General features: G+C 58.8%; 16 protein-coding genes. 11 read left to right on the forward strand and 5 right to left on the reverse strand.

Going from position 1 to position 17,483, the window contains the following annotated elements:
- The first annotated feature begins 13 nt into the window (after positions 1-13).
- The 3 genes from ACYG9Y_RS02445 (at position 14) to ACYG9Y_RS02455 (ending at position 4,367) form a co-directional block, all read left to right on the forward strand.
- On the forward strand, positions 14-2,020 hold the full coding sequence (locus ACYG9Y_RS02445; RefSeq protein WP_023737710.1) for a heparinase II/III family protein: 2,007 nt from the start codon (positions 14-16) through the stop codon (positions 2,018-2,020).
- Positions 2,021-2,223: 203 nt separating this feature from the next.
- Positions 2,224-3,216: a sterol desaturase family protein gene (locus tag ACYG9Y_RS02450; RefSeq protein WP_023737711.1), complete on the forward strand. Its 993-nt coding sequence runs from the start codon at positions 2,224-2,226 to the stop codon at positions 3,214-3,216.
- A complete protein-coding gene (locus ACYG9Y_RS02455; RefSeq protein ID WP_023737712.1) occupies positions 3,213-4,367 on the forward strand; it encodes a GNAT family N-acetyltransferase in 1,155 nt (384 codons plus the stop codon). The genes ACYG9Y_RS02450 and ACYG9Y_RS02455 overlap by 4 nt, the downstream gene beginning before the upstream one ends.
- Positions 4,368-4,757: 390 nt before the next feature.
- Here the strand turns inward: ACYG9Y_RS02455 and ACYG9Y_RS02460 are convergent, their stop codons facing one another.
- Both ACYG9Y_RS02460 and ACYG9Y_RS02465 read right to left on the reverse strand, forming a co-directional pair.
- Positions 4,758-5,984, reverse strand: a complete 1,227-nt coding sequence (locus ACYG9Y_RS02460) for a tyrosine-type recombinase/integrase (RefSeq protein ID WP_023737713.1) — start codon at positions 5,982-5,984, stop codon at positions 4,758-4,760.
- A 3-nt stretch (positions 5,985-5,987) separates the two neighbouring features.
- The gene (locus ACYG9Y_RS02465; RefSeq protein WP_023737714.1) at positions 5,988-6,593 is read right to left on the reverse strand and encodes an Arc family DNA-binding protein; all 606 of its coding nucleotides are present in this window, start codon (positions 6,591-6,593) and stop codon (positions 5,988-5,990) included.
- Between the two features lie 110 nt (positions 6,594-6,703).
- Between ACYG9Y_RS02465 and ACYG9Y_RS02470 the strand changes: the two genes are divergently transcribed.
- The 4 genes from ACYG9Y_RS02470 (at position 6,704) to ACYG9Y_RS02485 (ending at position 9,249) form a co-directional block, all read left to right on the forward strand.
- Entirely contained in the window at positions 6,704-6,892 is a 189-nt protein-coding gene (locus tag ACYG9Y_RS02470) for a hypothetical protein (RefSeq protein WP_023737715.1), read from the forward strand.
- A complete protein-coding gene (locus tag ACYG9Y_RS02475; RefSeq protein WP_031195418.1) occupies positions 6,889-7,086 on the forward strand; it encodes a hypothetical protein in 198 nt (65 codons plus the stop codon). Before ACYG9Y_RS02470 ends, ACYG9Y_RS02475 begins: the two co-directional genes overlap by 4 nt.
- A complete protein-coding gene (locus ACYG9Y_RS02480) occupies positions 7,083-7,418 on the forward strand; it encodes a hypothetical protein (protein WP_023737717.1) in 336 nt (111 codons plus the stop codon). Before ACYG9Y_RS02475 ends, ACYG9Y_RS02480 begins: the two co-directional genes overlap by 4 nt.
- 1,342 nt (positions 7,419-8,760) lie before the next feature.
- Positions 8,761-9,249, forward strand: a complete 489-nt coding sequence (locus ACYG9Y_RS02485) for a terminase small subunit (RefSeq protein ID WP_460223100.1) — start codon at positions 8,761-8,763, stop codon at positions 9,247-9,249.
- Positions 9,250-9,426: 177 nt separating this feature from the next.
- Here ACYG9Y_RS02485 and ACYG9Y_RS02490 read toward each other — a convergent pair whose 3' ends face one another.
- Positions 9,427-9,630, reverse strand: a complete 204-nt coding sequence (locus tag ACYG9Y_RS02490; protein WP_023707890.1) for a hypothetical protein — start codon at positions 9,628-9,630, stop codon at positions 9,427-9,429.
- A 141-nt stretch (positions 9,631-9,771) separates the two neighbouring features.
- On the opposite strand from ACYG9Y_RS02490, the gene ACYG9Y_RS02495 reads away from it, so the two are divergent.
- Complete coding sequence (locus ACYG9Y_RS02495) at positions 9,772-11,373, forward strand: winged helix-turn-helix domain-containing tetratricopeptide repeat protein (RefSeq protein WP_023737719.1); 1,602 nt, start codon at positions 9,772-9,774, stop codon at positions 11,371-11,373.
- 687 nt (positions 11,374-12,060) lie between these two features.
- Here the strand turns inward: ACYG9Y_RS02495 and ACYG9Y_RS02500 are convergent.
- Positions 12,061-12,339: a DUF1127 domain-containing protein gene (locus ACYG9Y_RS02500; protein WP_023749096.1), complete on the reverse strand. Its 279-nt coding sequence runs from the start codon at positions 12,337-12,339 to the stop codon at positions 12,061-12,063.
- 153 nt (positions 12,340-12,492) lie between these two features.
- Between ACYG9Y_RS02500 and ACYG9Y_RS02505 the strand changes: the two genes are divergently transcribed.
- The 3 genes from ACYG9Y_RS02505 (at position 12,493) to ACYG9Y_RS02515 (ending at position 17,182) form a co-directional block, all read left to right on the forward strand.
- Positions 12,493-13,200 (forward strand): winged helix-turn-helix transcriptional regulator, encoded by a 708-nt coding sequence (locus tag ACYG9Y_RS02505; protein WP_198018612.1) that lies wholly within the window; start codon positions 12,493-12,495, stop codon positions 13,198-13,200.
- Between the two features lie 968 nt (positions 13,201-14,168).
- A complete protein-coding gene (locus ACYG9Y_RS02510) occupies positions 14,169-16,103 on the forward strand; it encodes a P-loop NTPase fold protein (RefSeq protein ID WP_023737723.1) in 1,935 nt (644 codons plus the stop codon).
- Positions 16,104-16,615: 512 nt separating this feature from the next.
- Positions 16,616-17,182, forward strand: coding sequence for a recombinase family protein (locus ACYG9Y_RS02515; protein WP_023737724.1), 567 nt, complete (start codon positions 16,616-16,618; stop codon positions 17,180-17,182).
- Positions 17,183-17,229: 47 nt separating this feature from the next.
- Here ACYG9Y_RS02515 and ACYG9Y_RS02520 read toward each other — a convergent pair whose 3' ends face one another.
- A complete protein-coding gene (locus ACYG9Y_RS02520; protein ID WP_023737725.1) occupies positions 17,230-17,481 on the reverse strand; it encodes a helix-turn-helix domain-containing protein in 252 nt (83 codons plus the stop codon).
- Positions 17,482-17,483: the final 2 nt, after the last annotated feature.

The following is a 17,483-nucleotide window of genomic DNA, read 5'->3' on the forward strand; positions in this document are numbered from 1 at the left end:
AAAACTCCGCGTCATGGCCGAAGATATTAACCGCGGGAACGGAAAAGAGGATGCCGCCACACGCTTTTTCGACGGGATGGTGTATGAGGATCAAAATCTTGGCGGAGCGCGGATGAGGGTCGGGTGGTATTTCAACCGATTGCGCAGCATGGAGTTGGCCGAGATATTGCATCGGTTGGACGAGCAGCGCCGGAGGACCGTTTCGCGCCGCCGCGACAACGGCTGGCAGCGCTATGCGTCGCCGCAGTTGCACCCGGTGCTGCACGGATTGCGGAATGCTGTGCCGGCCGCTGCGACACCAGCCCAGCGGCAAGCTATCGAGGCGGCTGCGCAAAACGCTCTTCGAGGCCAGTTTTCAGCACTTGGGCAGACCTGGCCACAGCGAGACCCCTATACTCTCTTTCCACCCGAGCTCTGGCGCCTTGATCCGGTGACCGGCCGGCTTTGGCCGGGCCCCAAGACCCATACTTTCGATATCGATTTTCGCCATGCCACCGGCCGTGGCGATGTAAAATATGTTTGGGAAATCAACCGGCTGCAGCAACTGCCGCCACTGGCTGCCCATCTGCTTCTCACCGGCGATGATCAATCCCGTGCGGCGATCGAGGCGGCGATCGAGAGCTGGCATTTCGCCAACCCACCATTTCGGGGCGTTGGCTGGGCCTCGGGCATCGAGGTCGCGCTACGAGCCATCAGCCTGATTGTCACGCTCGACCTCGTCGGCGAGCGGCTTGGCGCGGCGACGCGAGAAAAAGTCGGTGAAATACTGGCGGCAAGCGCCTATTGGCTGCCGCGGTTTCCCTCCCGTTTTTCGTCCGCCAACAACCATCTCGTCGCGGAACTGGCTGGCGAATATCTGATCGGTCTGGCTTTCGGGGCCGAGGTGGCTCGCGAGTCGCTCCTGGCTGAGGTGCTCAAACAGATCCTGGCCGATGGCGCCGGGGCCGAGCAGACCCCGACCTACGCCGCCTTCAGTGCCGAGCTTTTCCTGCTGTGCGCTGCGGCGGCGCGCCAGGCCGGACTGCCTTTTCCCCAGCCCGTCGAAGCGCGTTTGGCCGCTTTCGCCAATTTCGCAGGCTGGTTCCCGCCGAAAGCCAGCGGCTTCGGCGACAATGATGAAGGCCGCGTGATCACGCTGGGGGGCGAAACCGATTATGTCGGATCGGTCGCGGCCGCCATCCGTGGTTTTCTACGGATGGCGGGCAGCGCACCGGAGCCTGGCGATTTTCGTGCGCTTTTCTTCGGCGCGCCACCGCGGCCGGCGCCGGTGCCGAATGGATTGCATACATTCACGCAAGGCGGGCTCTCCGTCTGGCGCGGCGAGATGAATGGTCGCAACGTCCATCTGACATACGACCATGGCCCGCTGGGCTACCTTTCGATAGCGGCGCACGGTCATGCCGACGCGCTGTCGCTCACCCTGTGCATTGACGGCGATCCGGTGCTGGTCGACCCCGGCACATGGCTCTATGGTTCGGGGGGAGGCTGGCGCGACTGGTTCCGCTCGACGCCGGCGCACAACACGCTGAACCTAGAGGGTAAAAGCCAAAGCATCATCTCCGGGGCGTTCAACTGGTCGCACAAGGCGGTTGCGACATTGGTGGAGAGCGAGCCGGGGCCGCACTGGAGGCTGTGTGCCCGACATGACGGGTACAAAGGCCGCTTCGGCGTTGTGCATCAACGCGCCGTGACACGCGATGGCGACGGCATCCTCGTGACCGACCAACTGCTCGGCGGCAGCCGCGTCGCTGAGATCGTCTTCCAACTCGCCGCCGACCTCCAGGCCAACAGGGATGGAAACATTGTCACGATATTGCGCGGCGCTGAACCTTTGATGACTATCCACTTTCCAGACGCAGCGATCGACATCCGTTCCGGCGGCGACACACCGGGCCAAGGCGGCTGGGTTTCGCCGCGTTTTGGTGCAAGGCAGCCAGCCGAACGCCTCGCATGGCGTGGCCAAGTAGGCGAAAAGGGAGTAGTCATCCGGCTCGCGCCAAGTCCGCCGCAGACCCGATAACGGGCAGGTTGCAGGCGCAGTGTTCGACATTAATTACGTTCAGATATTTAGCGGTTTTGACACTGTTGATCTGCTAATTTGGCCATGATTGTTTTGCCAGTCGCACCCCGATACACAGTTGCCGGCAGCATATGATGGGCTTGGCAATATGTGCTTCGCGACGAGCCGGATCGCCATTTCACCACCTAGGAGCCACTGCATCGATGTTTTCGGAATTCGCCAGAGTGATCGTGGAAAAACTCTCACACATCGATCTGCTGACACTCGGTCTCCTGTTGCTCACGGCGCTGGGGAGCGCGGTGGTCGCCTACTGGCGAACGGTCGAACAGAAATCCTTCCGGGACTTTTTCGACTTCGCCTTTCCCGCGGAAGTCATCATGCACCCATCCGCGCGAGCGGACGCATTGTTCTGGATCACGAAAAGACTGGTGATGCCCTTCCTGCTCATTCCCGCCGGTGTCACCTTCGTTGCCGCCACGGGATATGCAACAAACCAGGCAGTCGGCTGGCTCTTCAGCATCTCGCAACCGCTGATACCCGGCCCCGCCGGCCCAGTGACGATCATCCTCTTCACCGCAACCATGCTCGTTGCTTACGATATCTCCTACTACCTATATCACGTTGCCCAGCACCGTTTTCCGTTCCTGTGGGAATTGCACAAGGTGCATCATTCGGCCGAAGTGATGGTTGGGATCACCAAGGACCGGGTTCACCCCCTGGACGATCTGATGAACCGGATCTGGGACGGCGTCATACCGGGGATCAGTTTCGGCTTGTGGAGCCTGATTGCGCTTAATCCGGTCGAGATCGCCATATTTGGCATCAACGTCTATGTCATTCGCAACATTCTCATGATGGACTTTGTTCGCCACACGCATCTGAAGATTTCCTTCGGCCGGTTGAACGGCGTCATCTTGTGTCCGCACTGGCACCAGGTGCATCACAGTGTCGACCCTCGCCACTACGACAAGAATTTCGGGCTGCTTTTTTCATTCTGGGATCGCATATTCGGAACGCAGTTCATCCCGGATCCGGACGAAGACCTCAAGTTTGGACTGATAGATCGCGACGTACGCGACTATCAGTCGCTTTTTGGACTTTACGTGCTGCCGCTCAGGAAAATGGCAAACCATATCGTGCGACTTTTTCAAAAGCGCATCGATGTCGCGCGGCCGCAGGACCGTCTCCAACCATGAACAAAATGGCTTCGATTGACGCTGTTGGTGCGGAGCGACTGGAAATCGTCAGTTCGACGGATCGCCTGGCCGCCATCGAAGCCGAATGGGTAGACCTATGGCATCGTACCCATGCACTGATCTTTCAGAGCCATGCCTGGGTTTCGGCATGGTGGAGCACCGTGTTCGACCGCGACCGGCGCTCGCTGCGGATCGGCCTGGTATGGCGCGATGACAGGCTGGTCGCTGTCATTCCCCTGGCGATCGGCAGACGAAAAGGACTTCGGCTCCTCGAATGGGCCGCCAATAGCTATACGGACTATGGTGATATTCTTGTCGCGCCGGAATGCTCCCTATCGGCCCTCCAGAACCTCTGGAACCGGATCTGTTCGGCGGGTGGCTTCGATCTTGCTTTTATCAATCGTCTGTCGCCGGATGCGGCAGCCCGCAGGATTTTTACACCGGGCTCTTCCAGCGGCGTCAAGCTTCGCGCCAATCACCGGGAGGAAGTCAGTTATCGCGTCGGTGGACAGTGGGCCAGCGGAGCAGCGTGGCTGGCGGACCAGTCGAAAAAGATGCGCCAGAACTATCGGCGCGGCATCAAGATACTGGAAGAAACAGGCGAAGTGAAATTCCGCCTCCTGTCGGCCGACGAGCCGCTGCAGCCATTGCTGGAGCGACTGTCGGCGCTGAAGCGCAGATGGCTGGAAAAGCACACGCGTGAATCCGACCTTTTCGAAGAGGGCGAGCCGGCTTTTGCCGCCCTGGTGGACGCGCTGTCACGCGCCGGTGTGCTGCGCATTTTCGTACTTGAATGCAATGGTGCGATGGTCGCGGTTTCCATCAACATCGTCCAGCACAACGTCATGATGGCATTCGTTACCACCTACGACCCTGATTTTAGCCGAGCGTCGCCGGGTGCGGTCCTGATTACGGAGTATATACAGTGGTCGTTTGATCACGGCTTGGGATTGGTCGATTTCCTCTGTGGCGGAGAGGCCTTCAAACATAGGTTTGCAACACAGGCCGTTACCCTCCAATCCGTTCTCGGGGCACGCACTGTGCAGGGCGCGCTCGCTTCTCTCGCTGATCGTATCTGTCAGACGATCCGCGTACGCTCACGCGGATTGGCGTCGGCGAATCCAGAGCGCCCGCCCGATGAGACTGCTTAATTTAGCTGGATAACTCGGGCAGAAGCCGCCGAGCGTCAGGGGCTTGGCGGGCGACACGGGCGCGCCATTCGAAAATCCGCGTCGATTGCGCCTCGGAATCGGGACCGAATGGGTCCGCAGGTGGAGACTTTCGAGGCGCAGTTTGTTGTCTGCGAAGCGTCGCAACACGTTCGTTGGCGTCACAATGGCAGCAGGCTAGGTCCTAAAATCATTGAAGACTTTTTCGGACAGGGCGCCTACCATAGGTCCGCGTCTTTGCTATTATTTCAATAGCTTAAGGTGGGCTGGTAGCGGGAGAGGGACTTGAACCCCCGACCCCAGGATTATGATGCTTGGTCCTGATGTTGATTTCGTTGCTGAAATCGTTCGTTTGTCACATCTATGTTGCGTTCAACCCAAAAGAGCCCGCTCTGCTGCGGCCATTTCGTCTGCATCATCGCCGCGCGGGAACAGGTGCCCGTAGACGTCCATGGTCATCACGATCGAGCTATGTCCGAGCCGTTCCTGGATGACTTTCGGAGGGAGACCGAGACCACCGTCCTGTGGCCGATTGATCAGCCATGACGCATAGAAGTGGCGGAGAGAATGCATCCCGCCATACTTGGCCAGCATGATGATGCTCCCGTTCTCGTCGGTCGCAACCGATACTCCGGCCGCAACTTGGGTCGGTAGGAAGCCTCGCTTGGTCATGTTCGAGCGGCTTTCAATGTTGCCGTTTCCGGTCGGGAATACATAGTGCAATTCCCTGATCGGATTGCCGTCGGGGTCATTGCCGGTCGTGCGACGCGGGCAGGCGAGCTTCCATTCGCGCAACGCACTGATCACCGCCGGCGGAACCGGAATCGTTCTCTCGCCGGCCTCGGACTTCGGACGACCGATTTCCCCATAGTCGTCGGCGCGCTGCTGGACGCTGATCAGAGCCCGCTCAAAATCGACGTCCTGCCATCGCAGCCCCCGCAGTTCGGACGAACGCATGCCAGTGAAGATCGCCGTTGTCAGGAGCGGACGCCAGCGGCCGGTCGCGGCGCGGACCATGGCCTTGATCTCCTCCCGGGTCGGTATGTCGACGCCCAACTTCAATTTGCCTTTCTGGCGCTTGTCCGCTTGCCGGTCCTTGCCCCTGCGGCGAGTGCCGCGCAGATCCTTGACCGGGTTGCGTGAAGCCAAGCCGCGTTCTTGGGAGTCAGACAGAAGGGCGCCGAGCGAACCGAGCACTTTTCGGATCATGGCTTGCGAGCGTCCATGCTCCCGCAACTTGTCGGAAAACTCGCGTACGGCAGGCACGGTGAGCTGCGAAAGGAGAGTTGTTCCGATGAACGGCTCGATGTGCAGTTTCAGATGGCGCTTGCGCTGATCGACCGATGAGCGCTCGAGCCCTTCATTTTCACCGGTCGCTATCCAGAAGGCTCCCGCTGTCTTCACTGTAACGCTGGCGGTGTCGGCAACGTGCGAGCCTTCCCGGACCTCGACCCTGGCCGTGGCCGCGAACTGGTCGGCATCCTTCTTTTTGCCGAAGGTCTTCAGGCGGCGGACGCCCTTGCCGTCGGGGTAGTCGACAACCCAGGCGGTCTTCTTCTCGCCCTTGCCGTTGGTCCATGTGCGCTTGCGGATGGACATAGGTCACGGCTCCCATTCGGGGAGCGGAAAATCCGATGACTTCGACTGCTCCCCCGTTTCATTTTCGCGTAAAAGCTGTTCCTTGATGTGGCGATCTTGCTCTTCTTCAGACATCTCGCCCCACTCTTTGCGACGAGGTGGCGGCAAGGCAAACTTCTCCGACCGTCCCGTCAACTCCAATGATCGTTGCTCCTCGTCGTCGTATTCCGTCATCGCCTCTTGGGCTGCTTCGTAGTTCTTCTCGTCCTCGCGTGAGCGATATGCTTGCCACATTCCCATGATGCTCTCGCGCGTCTCCAAATCCACGCCAGTGACACGCCCGGACACAATTCCTTCAACCGTCTCTTCGAATTTCGAAACGACCTCGTCGATGCGCGAGTCGGACGCCCCCGCCGAAAGAATCGCCATCATCTCTGCAAGGTCATTCAACCGCGTTTCTACAGGCCATTGCTCTGGAAACTCGCGCTCAAGGACGCGCACAATCTCCGTGTTCATGGATCGGCCATGGCGCTCGGCATACGCCTTGATCCTGTCTCGGAGGCCAACCGGCAACCGGACCTGAAAACGCTCGGCAAGTTGGCTCGGGTATTTCTGTTCATCGTCATCCATTCGCTATGGATGCGACTTGCACCCAACAAATGCAAGGGTGCAACTTGCACCTATCGAGTAGCCCATATATTGTGGGTGCGAGTTGCACCTATCGGAGCGAAGGACAGTGCATGGAAGCGATAACGGCAATCGATCTCGTGTGGGGCGCCGTAGAAATCGGAAAAGAGATCAAACGGAAGCCCAGGCAGACATTCCACATGCTGGAAAAGGGTCTCCTGCCGGCCAAGAAGGTCGGCAACCAATGGGTGGCTGAGCGGGGCAAACTGAGGGCGTTCTTCCTGAAGGATGAAGCCGCATGACCGCCGCCGACTTGACGCCGGCCGAGCACGAGCACTCGGCCGCCGTGGACCAAGCAATCGAGTGGTACGCGGCCAACTATGGCGCCTGCGAAAGGCCGATCGTGCCAGCGCTTCGGCGCCGATTCTTGCTGACGTCGCACCAGGCGATCATCGTCATACGTGAGATCACGTTGCGCCGGGCGCGCGCGGCATGAACGGCTTGCGCGGAGGCGATCGGCAACAATTCGAGGGAAGCATGAGCGATCGATACTTTGACGATCAGCTTGGCGCCTGGGTGACGGTCTGCCCGCTTGGGAAGGCATCGGCTGCCGACAATATCAAGAATCGGGGCTTCCCCCACAAAAAGGGCCTAGCTGGCTCCAATGGCTGGAAGGAGAGGCTCGTTGAAGAAAAGTGGACCGGGCGAACCCCGAGACGCCAGCCGCGCCAAAAGGCAACGCTGTCAATCGGGAATATTGGCAAGGGCAAAAGCAAGCGCCGACGCCCCGGAAAGAAACAACGCATGAAGTCTCGCGCCGCTTCCTGAGCGCAATCTAGCCCATAGGCCCAGCCCGTCCGTCGGGATACCGGAAGCGGCTAATACCGCATCAACGGTGAGGCACAATACACCTGGACCCTGGGCCACGAGCACCAGGAGCCCCTTCAATGTCTGTGGCATTGGCATTGCCGGGGTACCGCCAAAGAAGATGCAGTAGCGCCGACAGTATGACCCCGGCACGCCCGACCATTGGCAAAGCCTCTCCCGTCGGAATCTGCAAATGCCACTGTGTTGGGCTCCATACGCCGGCTCCATACCGTGCAAGCCTCACGCTTCACCCGGCTAGGGTGAAGTGTGTCCCACCACCGCCCCACCAACCATGCAAACCCCAAACCCTCCCCGACAGAAGTGAAGAGAAATGCGGAGGGCCGCCGTCAAGGCGGAAGGCAACGCTGATACAGCCCGCCGACGCTGGAGGTTGAGCACTACATCAGGCCGCTGAACCGAAATCTCTCCGTACATCGTGCATACATATTTGTACGCACCGTACATACGGTTCCGACGCATCCGGGGCGCGTCCGCGGCCGCGCTATCCGAAGGGCAGGGGAACTGCTCAAGCACATATCTCCGCATCAGGCGAGGCGATCCGCTTAGCCAATATTCCCACTGCCGATATCGAGCGCCAAGTCGAAAGCGGCAAGACCATCGGGTTGCCATGGACGAGAATGCGCCGCCAATCCTGGATTGCAGTGCGCAACGTGAACGCCCGTTCAAAGCGGCTCGGAAAATTTGAGCACCTGTCGCTAGCAGACCGGCATTTGCTTGGAAATTGGAATGAGGTCTGCGAACCCTTCTGCGATCCTTCTTCCAGAATGCAGCGCTCTTCGATCTCTGCCATGACCCGCAGCAGATTTCAGAAGGCGCCGCAGGCCAGCTATTCAATCCATTAGGCTGTGGCCACCGGCCTCTTTCGGCATCTTTGACATACTCTTCATGTCGGCGCGCGATTGGTTCGGCCTACAACTTCTTTCCCGCTGAATCATTGGGCACGTGTCGACGCCAATCAGCAACTAATTGTCGCGCGGTGGCTTCACCATCCTACTCGTTGCCGCGGCGCTCTGCAGCCCGTTCAGAATTTATGGGGCAGAATATGTGTACGTGGGTTCGTTTGGAGATCGGGAAACCATGAGCGACCAGGAAGCAAAGTTAGATCCCTCAAGCTTTGCATCACCCAAAAGGTGGAACGCACTTGGGCGGCCGTCCCGCACGGTCGCAAATGGTCATTGCCTACGCCGCTTCGCTTGGAAGCGGGTTTTCAGATTGAGCGGGAGGAGGTCGCGGGATGCCACCTTTAGCTCAGCGACGTGGCTGATTTGCCTGAGGAAATGCAATGAGAGCACCACTTAGAAATCCGCGTCACGAAGCGTTCGTGCGAGGCTACGTGGAAGGCCTGCCCGCCTATAAGGCATACCTCGAAGCGGGCTACAAATGTACTATCCGAGCAGCTGCTGTCGAGTCCTCAAAACTCCTGACAAAGCCTGACATCCAGAATCGGCGGCGGCATCTGCTCGAAGGTCTTGCGGAAAGTCTCATGGTCAGCAAGGAATCACTTTGCGCAGAGCTCGAACAAGCCCGTGCCTTGGCTCATGAGCATGGCCAGTCAGCGGCGGCGACCGCCGCCAGCATAGCCAAAGCGCGTCTGCTCGGGATCGAAGCTCCGAAGGAGCTCAACGTCAATCTCACTGCGACGGTCAACCAGATGACAAACTCGGAGCTTCATTTCGAGATCGCTGCCATGATCAATGAAATAAGGGCAGCGAAGGGGATACGCCCGGTGCCCGCACAAGAGGGCGCAGATTGCAACGAGATGGAGCACTGATGGAGAGGCCGGCTGCGATAAGCGGGCAATGCCGGACCCATCCAAAGCTCTCCGAATTCCGGCGGGTCGAGCACTTCTTGGCCAAGGCGACTTGACGTGGCTGCTTTGCGCCTCAACTCCGGCCGCAAGAGATCAGTTTGCGACTTCCCGAAAGCAGACCTTCGTCCCTAATGCCCTTTACCAATTCGGATCGCGACGCTGAAGATCAGATGGGTCCGCGAGAGGTGGCCGGCGCGCAATAGCAATGGTCTCATAAGGCATCACGTACGCCATCTCGAAGGCTCCGCCCAGAACCTTGGTCATTGCAAGCAGTGCGGTGCCGAAACCGAGTTTGGGAAGCAGTCTTGAATGGGTGACTCGGTGGGTGGCGATATCGACCATGGCGTCCTCCTGTAGCCACGAGCTTCGCCTAGGTTTACGCACAGGTCCTTGGCGCGAACCTGAAAAATCCTGAACAACACTGAAGTTCGCTTTCGCCGTCGCTTCAGCTAAGCTGCTGTCCTCGGACGGGGCACCTCTCGAATGGATATCCACTTCGGACATTACCGGCTGAAACGCGCGAAACGGCAATTGCTCGGCCCGAACGGACTGGTAGAGCTTCCAGCGCGTTGCTTCGATATCCTCGGCACTTTGCTGAACAAGGCTGAATCTGTGGTCGGGAAGACCGAGCTCTTCGACAGCGTCTGGCCAGACATGGTGGTAGGGGACAATACCCTGCAGGTACAAGTGTCTGCGCTGCGCAAGGCGCTTGACCCCGGCATGATAGTGACCGTTCATGGCCGGGGCTACAAATATGCCGGGCCGCGGCCTGTGGAGGTTGATACCGATGACTTCGATGGATCTGAGCTGCATGGGAGCCTGACCACCGACATTCGGCCTGCCGACCGCAAGACCACAATTGCCGTACTCTCGTTCAGCAACATGAGTGGTGATCCGGATCAGGAATATTTCAGTGACGGGATCACCGAGGATCTAATCACCGAATTGTCGCGATACCGTCCCCTTGCCGTCGTCTCGCGCCACTCCTCTGCCTGCTTCAAGGGGACAACAGTCGACATCAAGGAGATCGGGAGCAGGCTCGGAGCGCACTACGTCGTTGAGGGCAGCGTGCGCAAGATAGGCGCAAGCGTCAGGGTAACTGCCCAGCTTATCGAAACCGTGACCGCCAGGCACGTTTGGGCAGAACGATATGACAGGATGGCTCAGGATTTCTTTGCCGTGAACGACGAGTTGGTCCGAAGGCTTGTCAGCGCCATAGTTGGACAAGTGGAGCAACACACGGAAACCCGGGCGAAGACAAAACGAACTGAAAGCCTTGATGCATATGATCTCTGGTTGCGCGCGATGCATGGGTCCGATGTCTGGACACTCGATGGCAACGCTGCCTGCGAGCGGTTGCTCGAAGAGGCGATAAATAAGGATCCGATGTTCGCGCGAGCGCATGCAAGCCTGGCCTTTTGCCACATACGCACCTCTCAGATGTCACCGGGTTCTCCAAACATCCGCAAAATCGAGGAGGCAGCGCTTCGAAGCGCGGAACAGGCTGTCCGGCTCGATGCAGCGGAGGCGCGAGCACACCATGCGCTGGGATGGAGTCACCTCTATCTTGGTGAGTTCGAACGCGCCCGGTCGAGGTTCGCCATATCAGCTTCGCTCAATCCGAACGACGCAAGCCTCTGTATCGATCGTGCGCTCGCACTGGCGTTTCTCGGCGAGCAAAACGCGGCTGATGAAGCAGCCGAGATCGCTTCGATTCTGCATCCTCTCGGCGGCGATTGGTTCTCCGCCGTGCGAGCAATTGTTCACGTCACTGCCAGGCGTTACGACGCCGCTGAAGAGTACTTCGCATTGGCGCCGAGAACCTGGCCTGACATCCTGGCATTTCATGCCGCGAACCTGACCTACCTCGGCGATCGGCAACGGGCTTCGGAACTCATGCGCCAGGCTCTCGAGAGATTTGACCTGCTGTGGTGCGGATCCTCGCCAGCTGTGCAATACGAAGATTTCATCGGCTGGTTCTTCCACGTCAACATGTTCCGGCGTCGGGAAGATCGAGAGCATGTCGACGCAGGCCTGCCGAAGGCGTATCTAATTGCAGCCGCCAGGCACGATGCGCAAGGTTAGCTACAAAGCAGCCGCCCGCCCACAGTCCCATGCCGGGCGATCGCCGCGCGGCGAGGCGGTAGGTCGACGCGCAAGCGTGCGGGGAATTGCCCGGCAAATGGACGATGGGTGGCCCCGATGTGCGCCGAATGGACAGGATCGCAAAACGCTGATGTCCAAGAGCAGCCAGATGCCTGATGGCCGCCAGCGCCCCGCTCCTGCCTTCTATCCGGATAGAATTGACGTCCGGACCGGCATCGCTCTCGAGGATGACGAAGGGCAGCCGCCGGCAAACGCGTGGCCGAAAAACCCATCTGTGACTGGTCACCCGCCATGACCGATCGGCGCTCCACTGAGGGAGAAGACGCAAGCACGCCGGGCAGCCCGCTCGCTTCCATCGCGCCATGCTCTTCAAATATCAGGCCGGAGCCGACCACGAGATCACGCACCGTCCGGGACACGATGATCACGCCCGACCTTTGCACCTTGTTCTACAACCAGTCGATCAGCTTTCGGCTCAAAAAATCTACCGGTCAGCAATGCGCCTTAACTCGACCAGAGAGTTCAATTTTGCTGCGGATGGAGACATCGCCGGCAACCACGCCGGACGCCGCGGTTGCGCCTCAAAATCGTTGTTAAAAAATGGGCCCTAATTCGGCTGATCAATTGCCGCCCTCAAGCGGCCTCAGCCCGCGGGGCTTTCCCTTCTCACCAATTTCCCGTCTGGTTCTGCGCTGCACTCTTAAGCGCGAGAGAGGCGGATGTATCGAAACTGTCGGCGCAGGCCGCCTCGACGTCTGCTTTGGTCAAGCCAACGTCGCGCAGAAGGAAGTTGGACAGGTGACCAAGCCCACGCTTTATGTTGCGGCGGGTCCGCCACTCACGGACAAGGGCCAGCAGCCGTTCGAGCGGAGGGTCAAGAAAAGTGCCCGGCAAGCGCCGTGCGGTCTGGCCTGGTGTCGTTTGCGTCATGTTACGCCAAGTCATGGTGAACCTCCGTTGATCGGGAATGCGAATGACGATCACGTGACGGCAGAAGGCGAGAAGGCACCAGGGTAACTTCGGAAGCGTTCCGCTTCAGATTGTGAACTGGCCTCAGACCTCCGAAAGGCCTAACCTGCGGCAAAGGAGCGGTCAGCCATGACGCGACGGCCTTACGGACTGGTCTGCCCGATCTCGCACGCCTGCGAGTTCCTGGAGCCACGCTGGACAATTCAAATCCTGACCGAGCTCTGGAACGGCTCGACCCGCTTTAATGACATTCGCAAGGGGGTGGGCAACGTCTCGTCCGCCCTCTTGTCGAGGCGGCTCAAGGAAATGGAAGCGTTGGGCCTGGTCGAGCGCGTTGAGGACGAGGCGACGGGCACCATCAGCTATTTCCGTACCGAAAAGTCGATAAGGCTCGAGCCGGCGATGAACGCGCTGGCGGAATGGGCGCAATGCAACATCGAGGCGGAGATCGCGCTCGGCGACGTGGATGTTTCGACCCTCATGTGGGCTGTGCGGCGAAAGATTGACCTCGCTGAACTGCCGCGGCGGCGCGCCGTCATCCGCTTTCATTTCCGCGACGATCCCCCACCGAAGTGTCCCCATTACTGGTTTGTGGTCGAGCCAGGCGCGGACTTGCCCGAGCTCTGCTCGCTCGACCCCCGCCGGGACGTCGATCTTTACGTTGAGACCGGCGTTGTTTCACTGGGAGCCATCCTGGAGGGCCGCTCCAGCATTGAGCGTGAGAAAGAAAGGGGCGGCCTTTTCCTCAGCGGCGACCCCGGCCTTGCCCGCAGTATGGATCGTTGGCTGCGAACCTCGGTCTATGCGGCGCTTGAAGGAATCGTCCAGCTTTCTTGAAAGCCATGTTTGGAGTGCAGCCTTACGCAACCCGGCCCGAAAGAGAAAGCCGTTTGGGCTTGCCTCAAAAGCTATAACGCTATCATCCGTTGTTTATTGCTGTGCACTGAAAGCCGCCAGTCCGCATTCGGCCCCCATTCTAGACCTTTCCTGGCGTCCGCTTTGCGCCCCATTTCGGTCGCTCATTTGCGCTGCTGCCGCACCCGAAAGCTGCCTCTACGGTTTCGCTTTTGCACGGATTAGCGCATGGCACTCTCATTCGTGACTTGGCGACCCCAGAAAACGAAAGCGTCGTGGAGCACTTGTTCCATATCGGTGATTGATCCATTTGAGTGTTGGATAATTGCACGAGCGACCAATTGCTTACCGGGTCCGCGCTCGTTCGGATCTGGCGTGTCCATCTCGGTGCGCATGGACTTGTCGGATATGACGTGTTTGGATCCGTTACAAATCGATCTGCAGATCGAGAGTGATGGGCACTCTCTCTCCGCCCAGTCTTGAATATCGCCACGTTCCATCGGACGGCCGACAATCCCTAGAAATGCTTTTATGTTCGTGCTGTTCCGGTCGAAAGTAGCTATGCCCGTCCATACCCATTCGCACATGTGCCAAGCGGTGACAGCTCCGTTAATTGCTGCGTCCCTTCGGTCATCAGTCGACGTCGCGTTGCGATACCTCTGATAGTCACGATAAAGTTTGTGCGCCATCGCCGCAGCGGTATTGAGTCCAAAACTGGAGGAAGCACCCCAGATCGTAGTGTGAATCGCTGTCATGATGCCATTTTACATAGATCGAGATTGACCGCCATGCGCGCTCAATCGGGCGTAGAGGCTCCGGAATGGATTCCGCGAAAGCAGACACCTCACTCTCGAATTGAAGCCAAGTCGCCGCAAGAACCTTCGGTATAGGGAGCGCGCTGGACAAGCTTTTCGAAGCCGATCTTACTGTAGGAAAAGGAGACGCCCGACTTGAAGAACGAACACGCGACCGCAGTCATAGATGCCTACCTTGAAGCGGACGTCCACCCGGTTCCCCATGCGATATTGGTCGAAGGTCCCTGGGGAAGCGGCAAGACCTATTTCCTCGAGAAGATCTACGAAGTCGACCGGCAGGCGAGCGCCAAAGCGAGGCGGTTCTATAAGGCGCCCTTTCTCTTCGTGAGCCTCTTTGGCGTAAAGACGGCCGCCGATGTCGAGAAGCGGATGCACCGTGCGGCGAGCCCTGGCGAGGTCGCGGTCGGCAAGACTGTTGGGACACTCATCTCAGGCGTTCTGGAAGCCCTTAAAATAAAGGACGCTACCAAGACGACTTTCGACGCCGTCGAGAAGCGTGCTGCACGGCGACACGTCGACTACATCCTCGTCTTCGACGATCTCGAACGCGTCGAGAAGGGCGCCTTCGGCGAGATCATGGGCCTCGTAAACACCCTGATCACGACGGGAGAACGCCGTGTCATTCTGGTCGGAGACGAAGCGAAGCTGCTTGAGATCCATATAGATGCGAACTGGGACGAGCAGAACGAGAAGATCGTCGGTCGAAGAGCCCGCATCGAGGCAGACGTCGAAAGCCTGGTCCGACGTTCGGTCGAGGAAGTCTCCGATGGCCCTACGAAGTCGTTCATGAAGGAACGTGTTGACGTCCTGATCGATCTTGCCGGCCGTTCTCATGTCGAGAACCTCCGCAATCATTCCTGGGCCATCGTCAACGGTGCGCGGTTCGTCCGCAGCCTACTTACCGATCCCGAGATACCTGCAGATCACGTTGCCAGAACCATGCTTGTCGTGGTGGCGACGACCCTCTGGTATCGGTCCAAGAAGCTGAGCGCAGAGGCCTTGAACAAATTACCCAGCCTGTCCATGACGCTCGCGGTCCGTTCCATGGGCCGGCATGAACAGAAGGAGCAAGAGGATCCGAAGACGACGGCCGCGAAGCAGTTCTCGGAAACCTTCGCGGACGTAGCAGTAGAGTCGCCGCCTCTGGAATATGGACGCATCATCGACTTCGAAGCCAGCGGCATCCTGAACGACGCCGAGTTCACAATGTGGACCAAGTCTCAGTTCGGCTTCGGCGAAGGGCGATCCGAGCCATCGTGGCGGCGGTTGTGGCACAGCTACGAGAGGCCGATGGCTGACACCGATATGGCTGTGGAGGAGCTGAAGGAAGAGCTTGCCAAGCGCGTACATAATAAGCGCGGGCAGATCCTTCATGCCGCCGGTCTGGCCATCAAACATGGCAGGGCGGGGGACACTCGTCTGACAAACGGTGCGGAAACGGTGTCGTTCTTCAAGTCCTACGTTGATGATTTGGTCGCAAACGGATCACTTGAAGCAAACGAGATTGACACCCTGTCAATCGAATACGAGTCGGCTAATGGGCTGGGGTTCAACTCGAAGGACACTCCGGAGTTCGAGGAAATCTACCGATACCTGACCGCCAAGCAGGCGGATGTTGGAAAGGTTGACTTGGAGAATCGCGCCGACGAGATAGTCAAGGAAGCCGAGGCCGGCGATCTTGACGCACTCCATAAGCTCAACATGATAAACGATGATCTGTCGAGGAACCCAGTACTACTCGGCATCGACGTCGACAGGATGGCAAACCTGATAGCAAGCGACGTTCCCGCACTAAACGTGGGCTCGAGACTTCTGGCTTACCGTTATAGTCACGGGAGGCATGGGGAGCCGCTCATGACAGAGATACCTTGGGCCCGGAAGGTCTATCAAGCCGTGATCGGCAAGGTCGACCAGTGGCACGAGCCGCACCGCTCCATGTCGAAAGAGACGATGCTGGGATTGATTCGCCACTACGAGAGGGGACGCGATCCAAAAGATCGGATCTTACCTACACAGGAAGGCTGGGAAGTCGATGCCGGGGAAGCAGACGGATCAGCAAAGACAGCCTAAACAGCCGGCCGCTTGAGCACCGATCTGTCGACGCGTCTCGACCGGGCCAATTTGCGCTTGTACGCTTCTTTCTCGTCCGCCACGGGTCATGTAGTCGGGCCGCATGGCGCGCTGAACCGGACCAGTTTGAATGTCCGCTTTCACGAGCGCCGTCCAGGCCGCGAACGTCGAAGAAGAGTCAGATGGTGACCGGCATATTTCCCCCACCTTTCCCCGTAACCGGACTGACGGCTGTCGGCCCCAAAGAAGGAATGCCTGCACCGCGCCTCAATGCCGTCGGACAGTGAGATCCTCCGATCATCCTGAAACCCGCAAACTGTTCATCGGGTCGACCCGCTGGCCGAGCGCCGTGCGCGATCCCAGGATTTATTAGAAAGCTCGCAACACGTCCATATGGGCAGGGTCTACCGGACGCCCTGCAACAAGCCCTAGCGCCGTCCAATAAGGTTCCTATTGACTTTTGGACGGCTCTGACTCAAAAGCTTAGAGGCTACTGGACATGGGAGAGTTGGATGCAGGTCGGCTACGCACGAACTTCAACAGAAGAGCAGGTCGCGGGACTCGAGGCCCAGATACGTGATCTCAAAGCCGCCGGTTGCGAGGAAGTCTTTTCGGAGCAGGTCTCAGCCCTGGGGGATCGGCAGGAGCTCGATCGTACGCTCAAGTTTCTGCGCAAGGGCGATACGTTGGTGATCACCAAGATCGATCGCCTGGCGCGTAATACGCGGACCCTAGGTGATATTGTCGATGGCCTGCATGGACGTGGTGTAGGTCTGAAGGTCTTACAGTTCGGTAGGGAGACGCTGGACACGACCGGAGCGTTCGGTCGGCTTATGCTGAACATGTTCGCCGCTTTCGCGGAGTTCGAGCGGGGCCTGATGAAGGAGCGACAGAAGGAAGGCATCGCGAAGGCGAAGGCAGACAAGAAATACAAGGGGCGGAAGCCTACGGCGCGAGCAAAGGCCGGTGAAGCAGTCGTCTTGTTTCAGCAACAGAAGTCCGTGTCAGAGATCGCCGCGTCCCTCGGCATCGGTCGGGGGTCAGTCTACCGAGCGCTTACGGCTGCTGGCCTCAGGTAGCTCACGGTCTGCAAGCGTGTCGCGGAACTTCCGGGGCCTAGTAACTGCTAATCCGTCAGCGGATCGACGGCCTCGATCTGTTGCAAGACTTCATATGGATCGAACCCTACGACCTTCGCCAGATCGAGGAATTCAATGAGATCCACGCGACGATCGGCGTTTTCTATGTTGGCAATGAAAGGTTGATGTCGATCGAGAGCTTTGGCGACAGCTGCCTGCGTCAATCCTGCCTGCTTTCGCTTCTCGGTCAGCAGCTGAGCAAGTCGCCGATGGCGGTCCGAATGCAGTGTTTTGGCCATCC

The sequence above is a fragment of the Mesorhizobium sp. W050 genome (assembly GCF_054719535.1).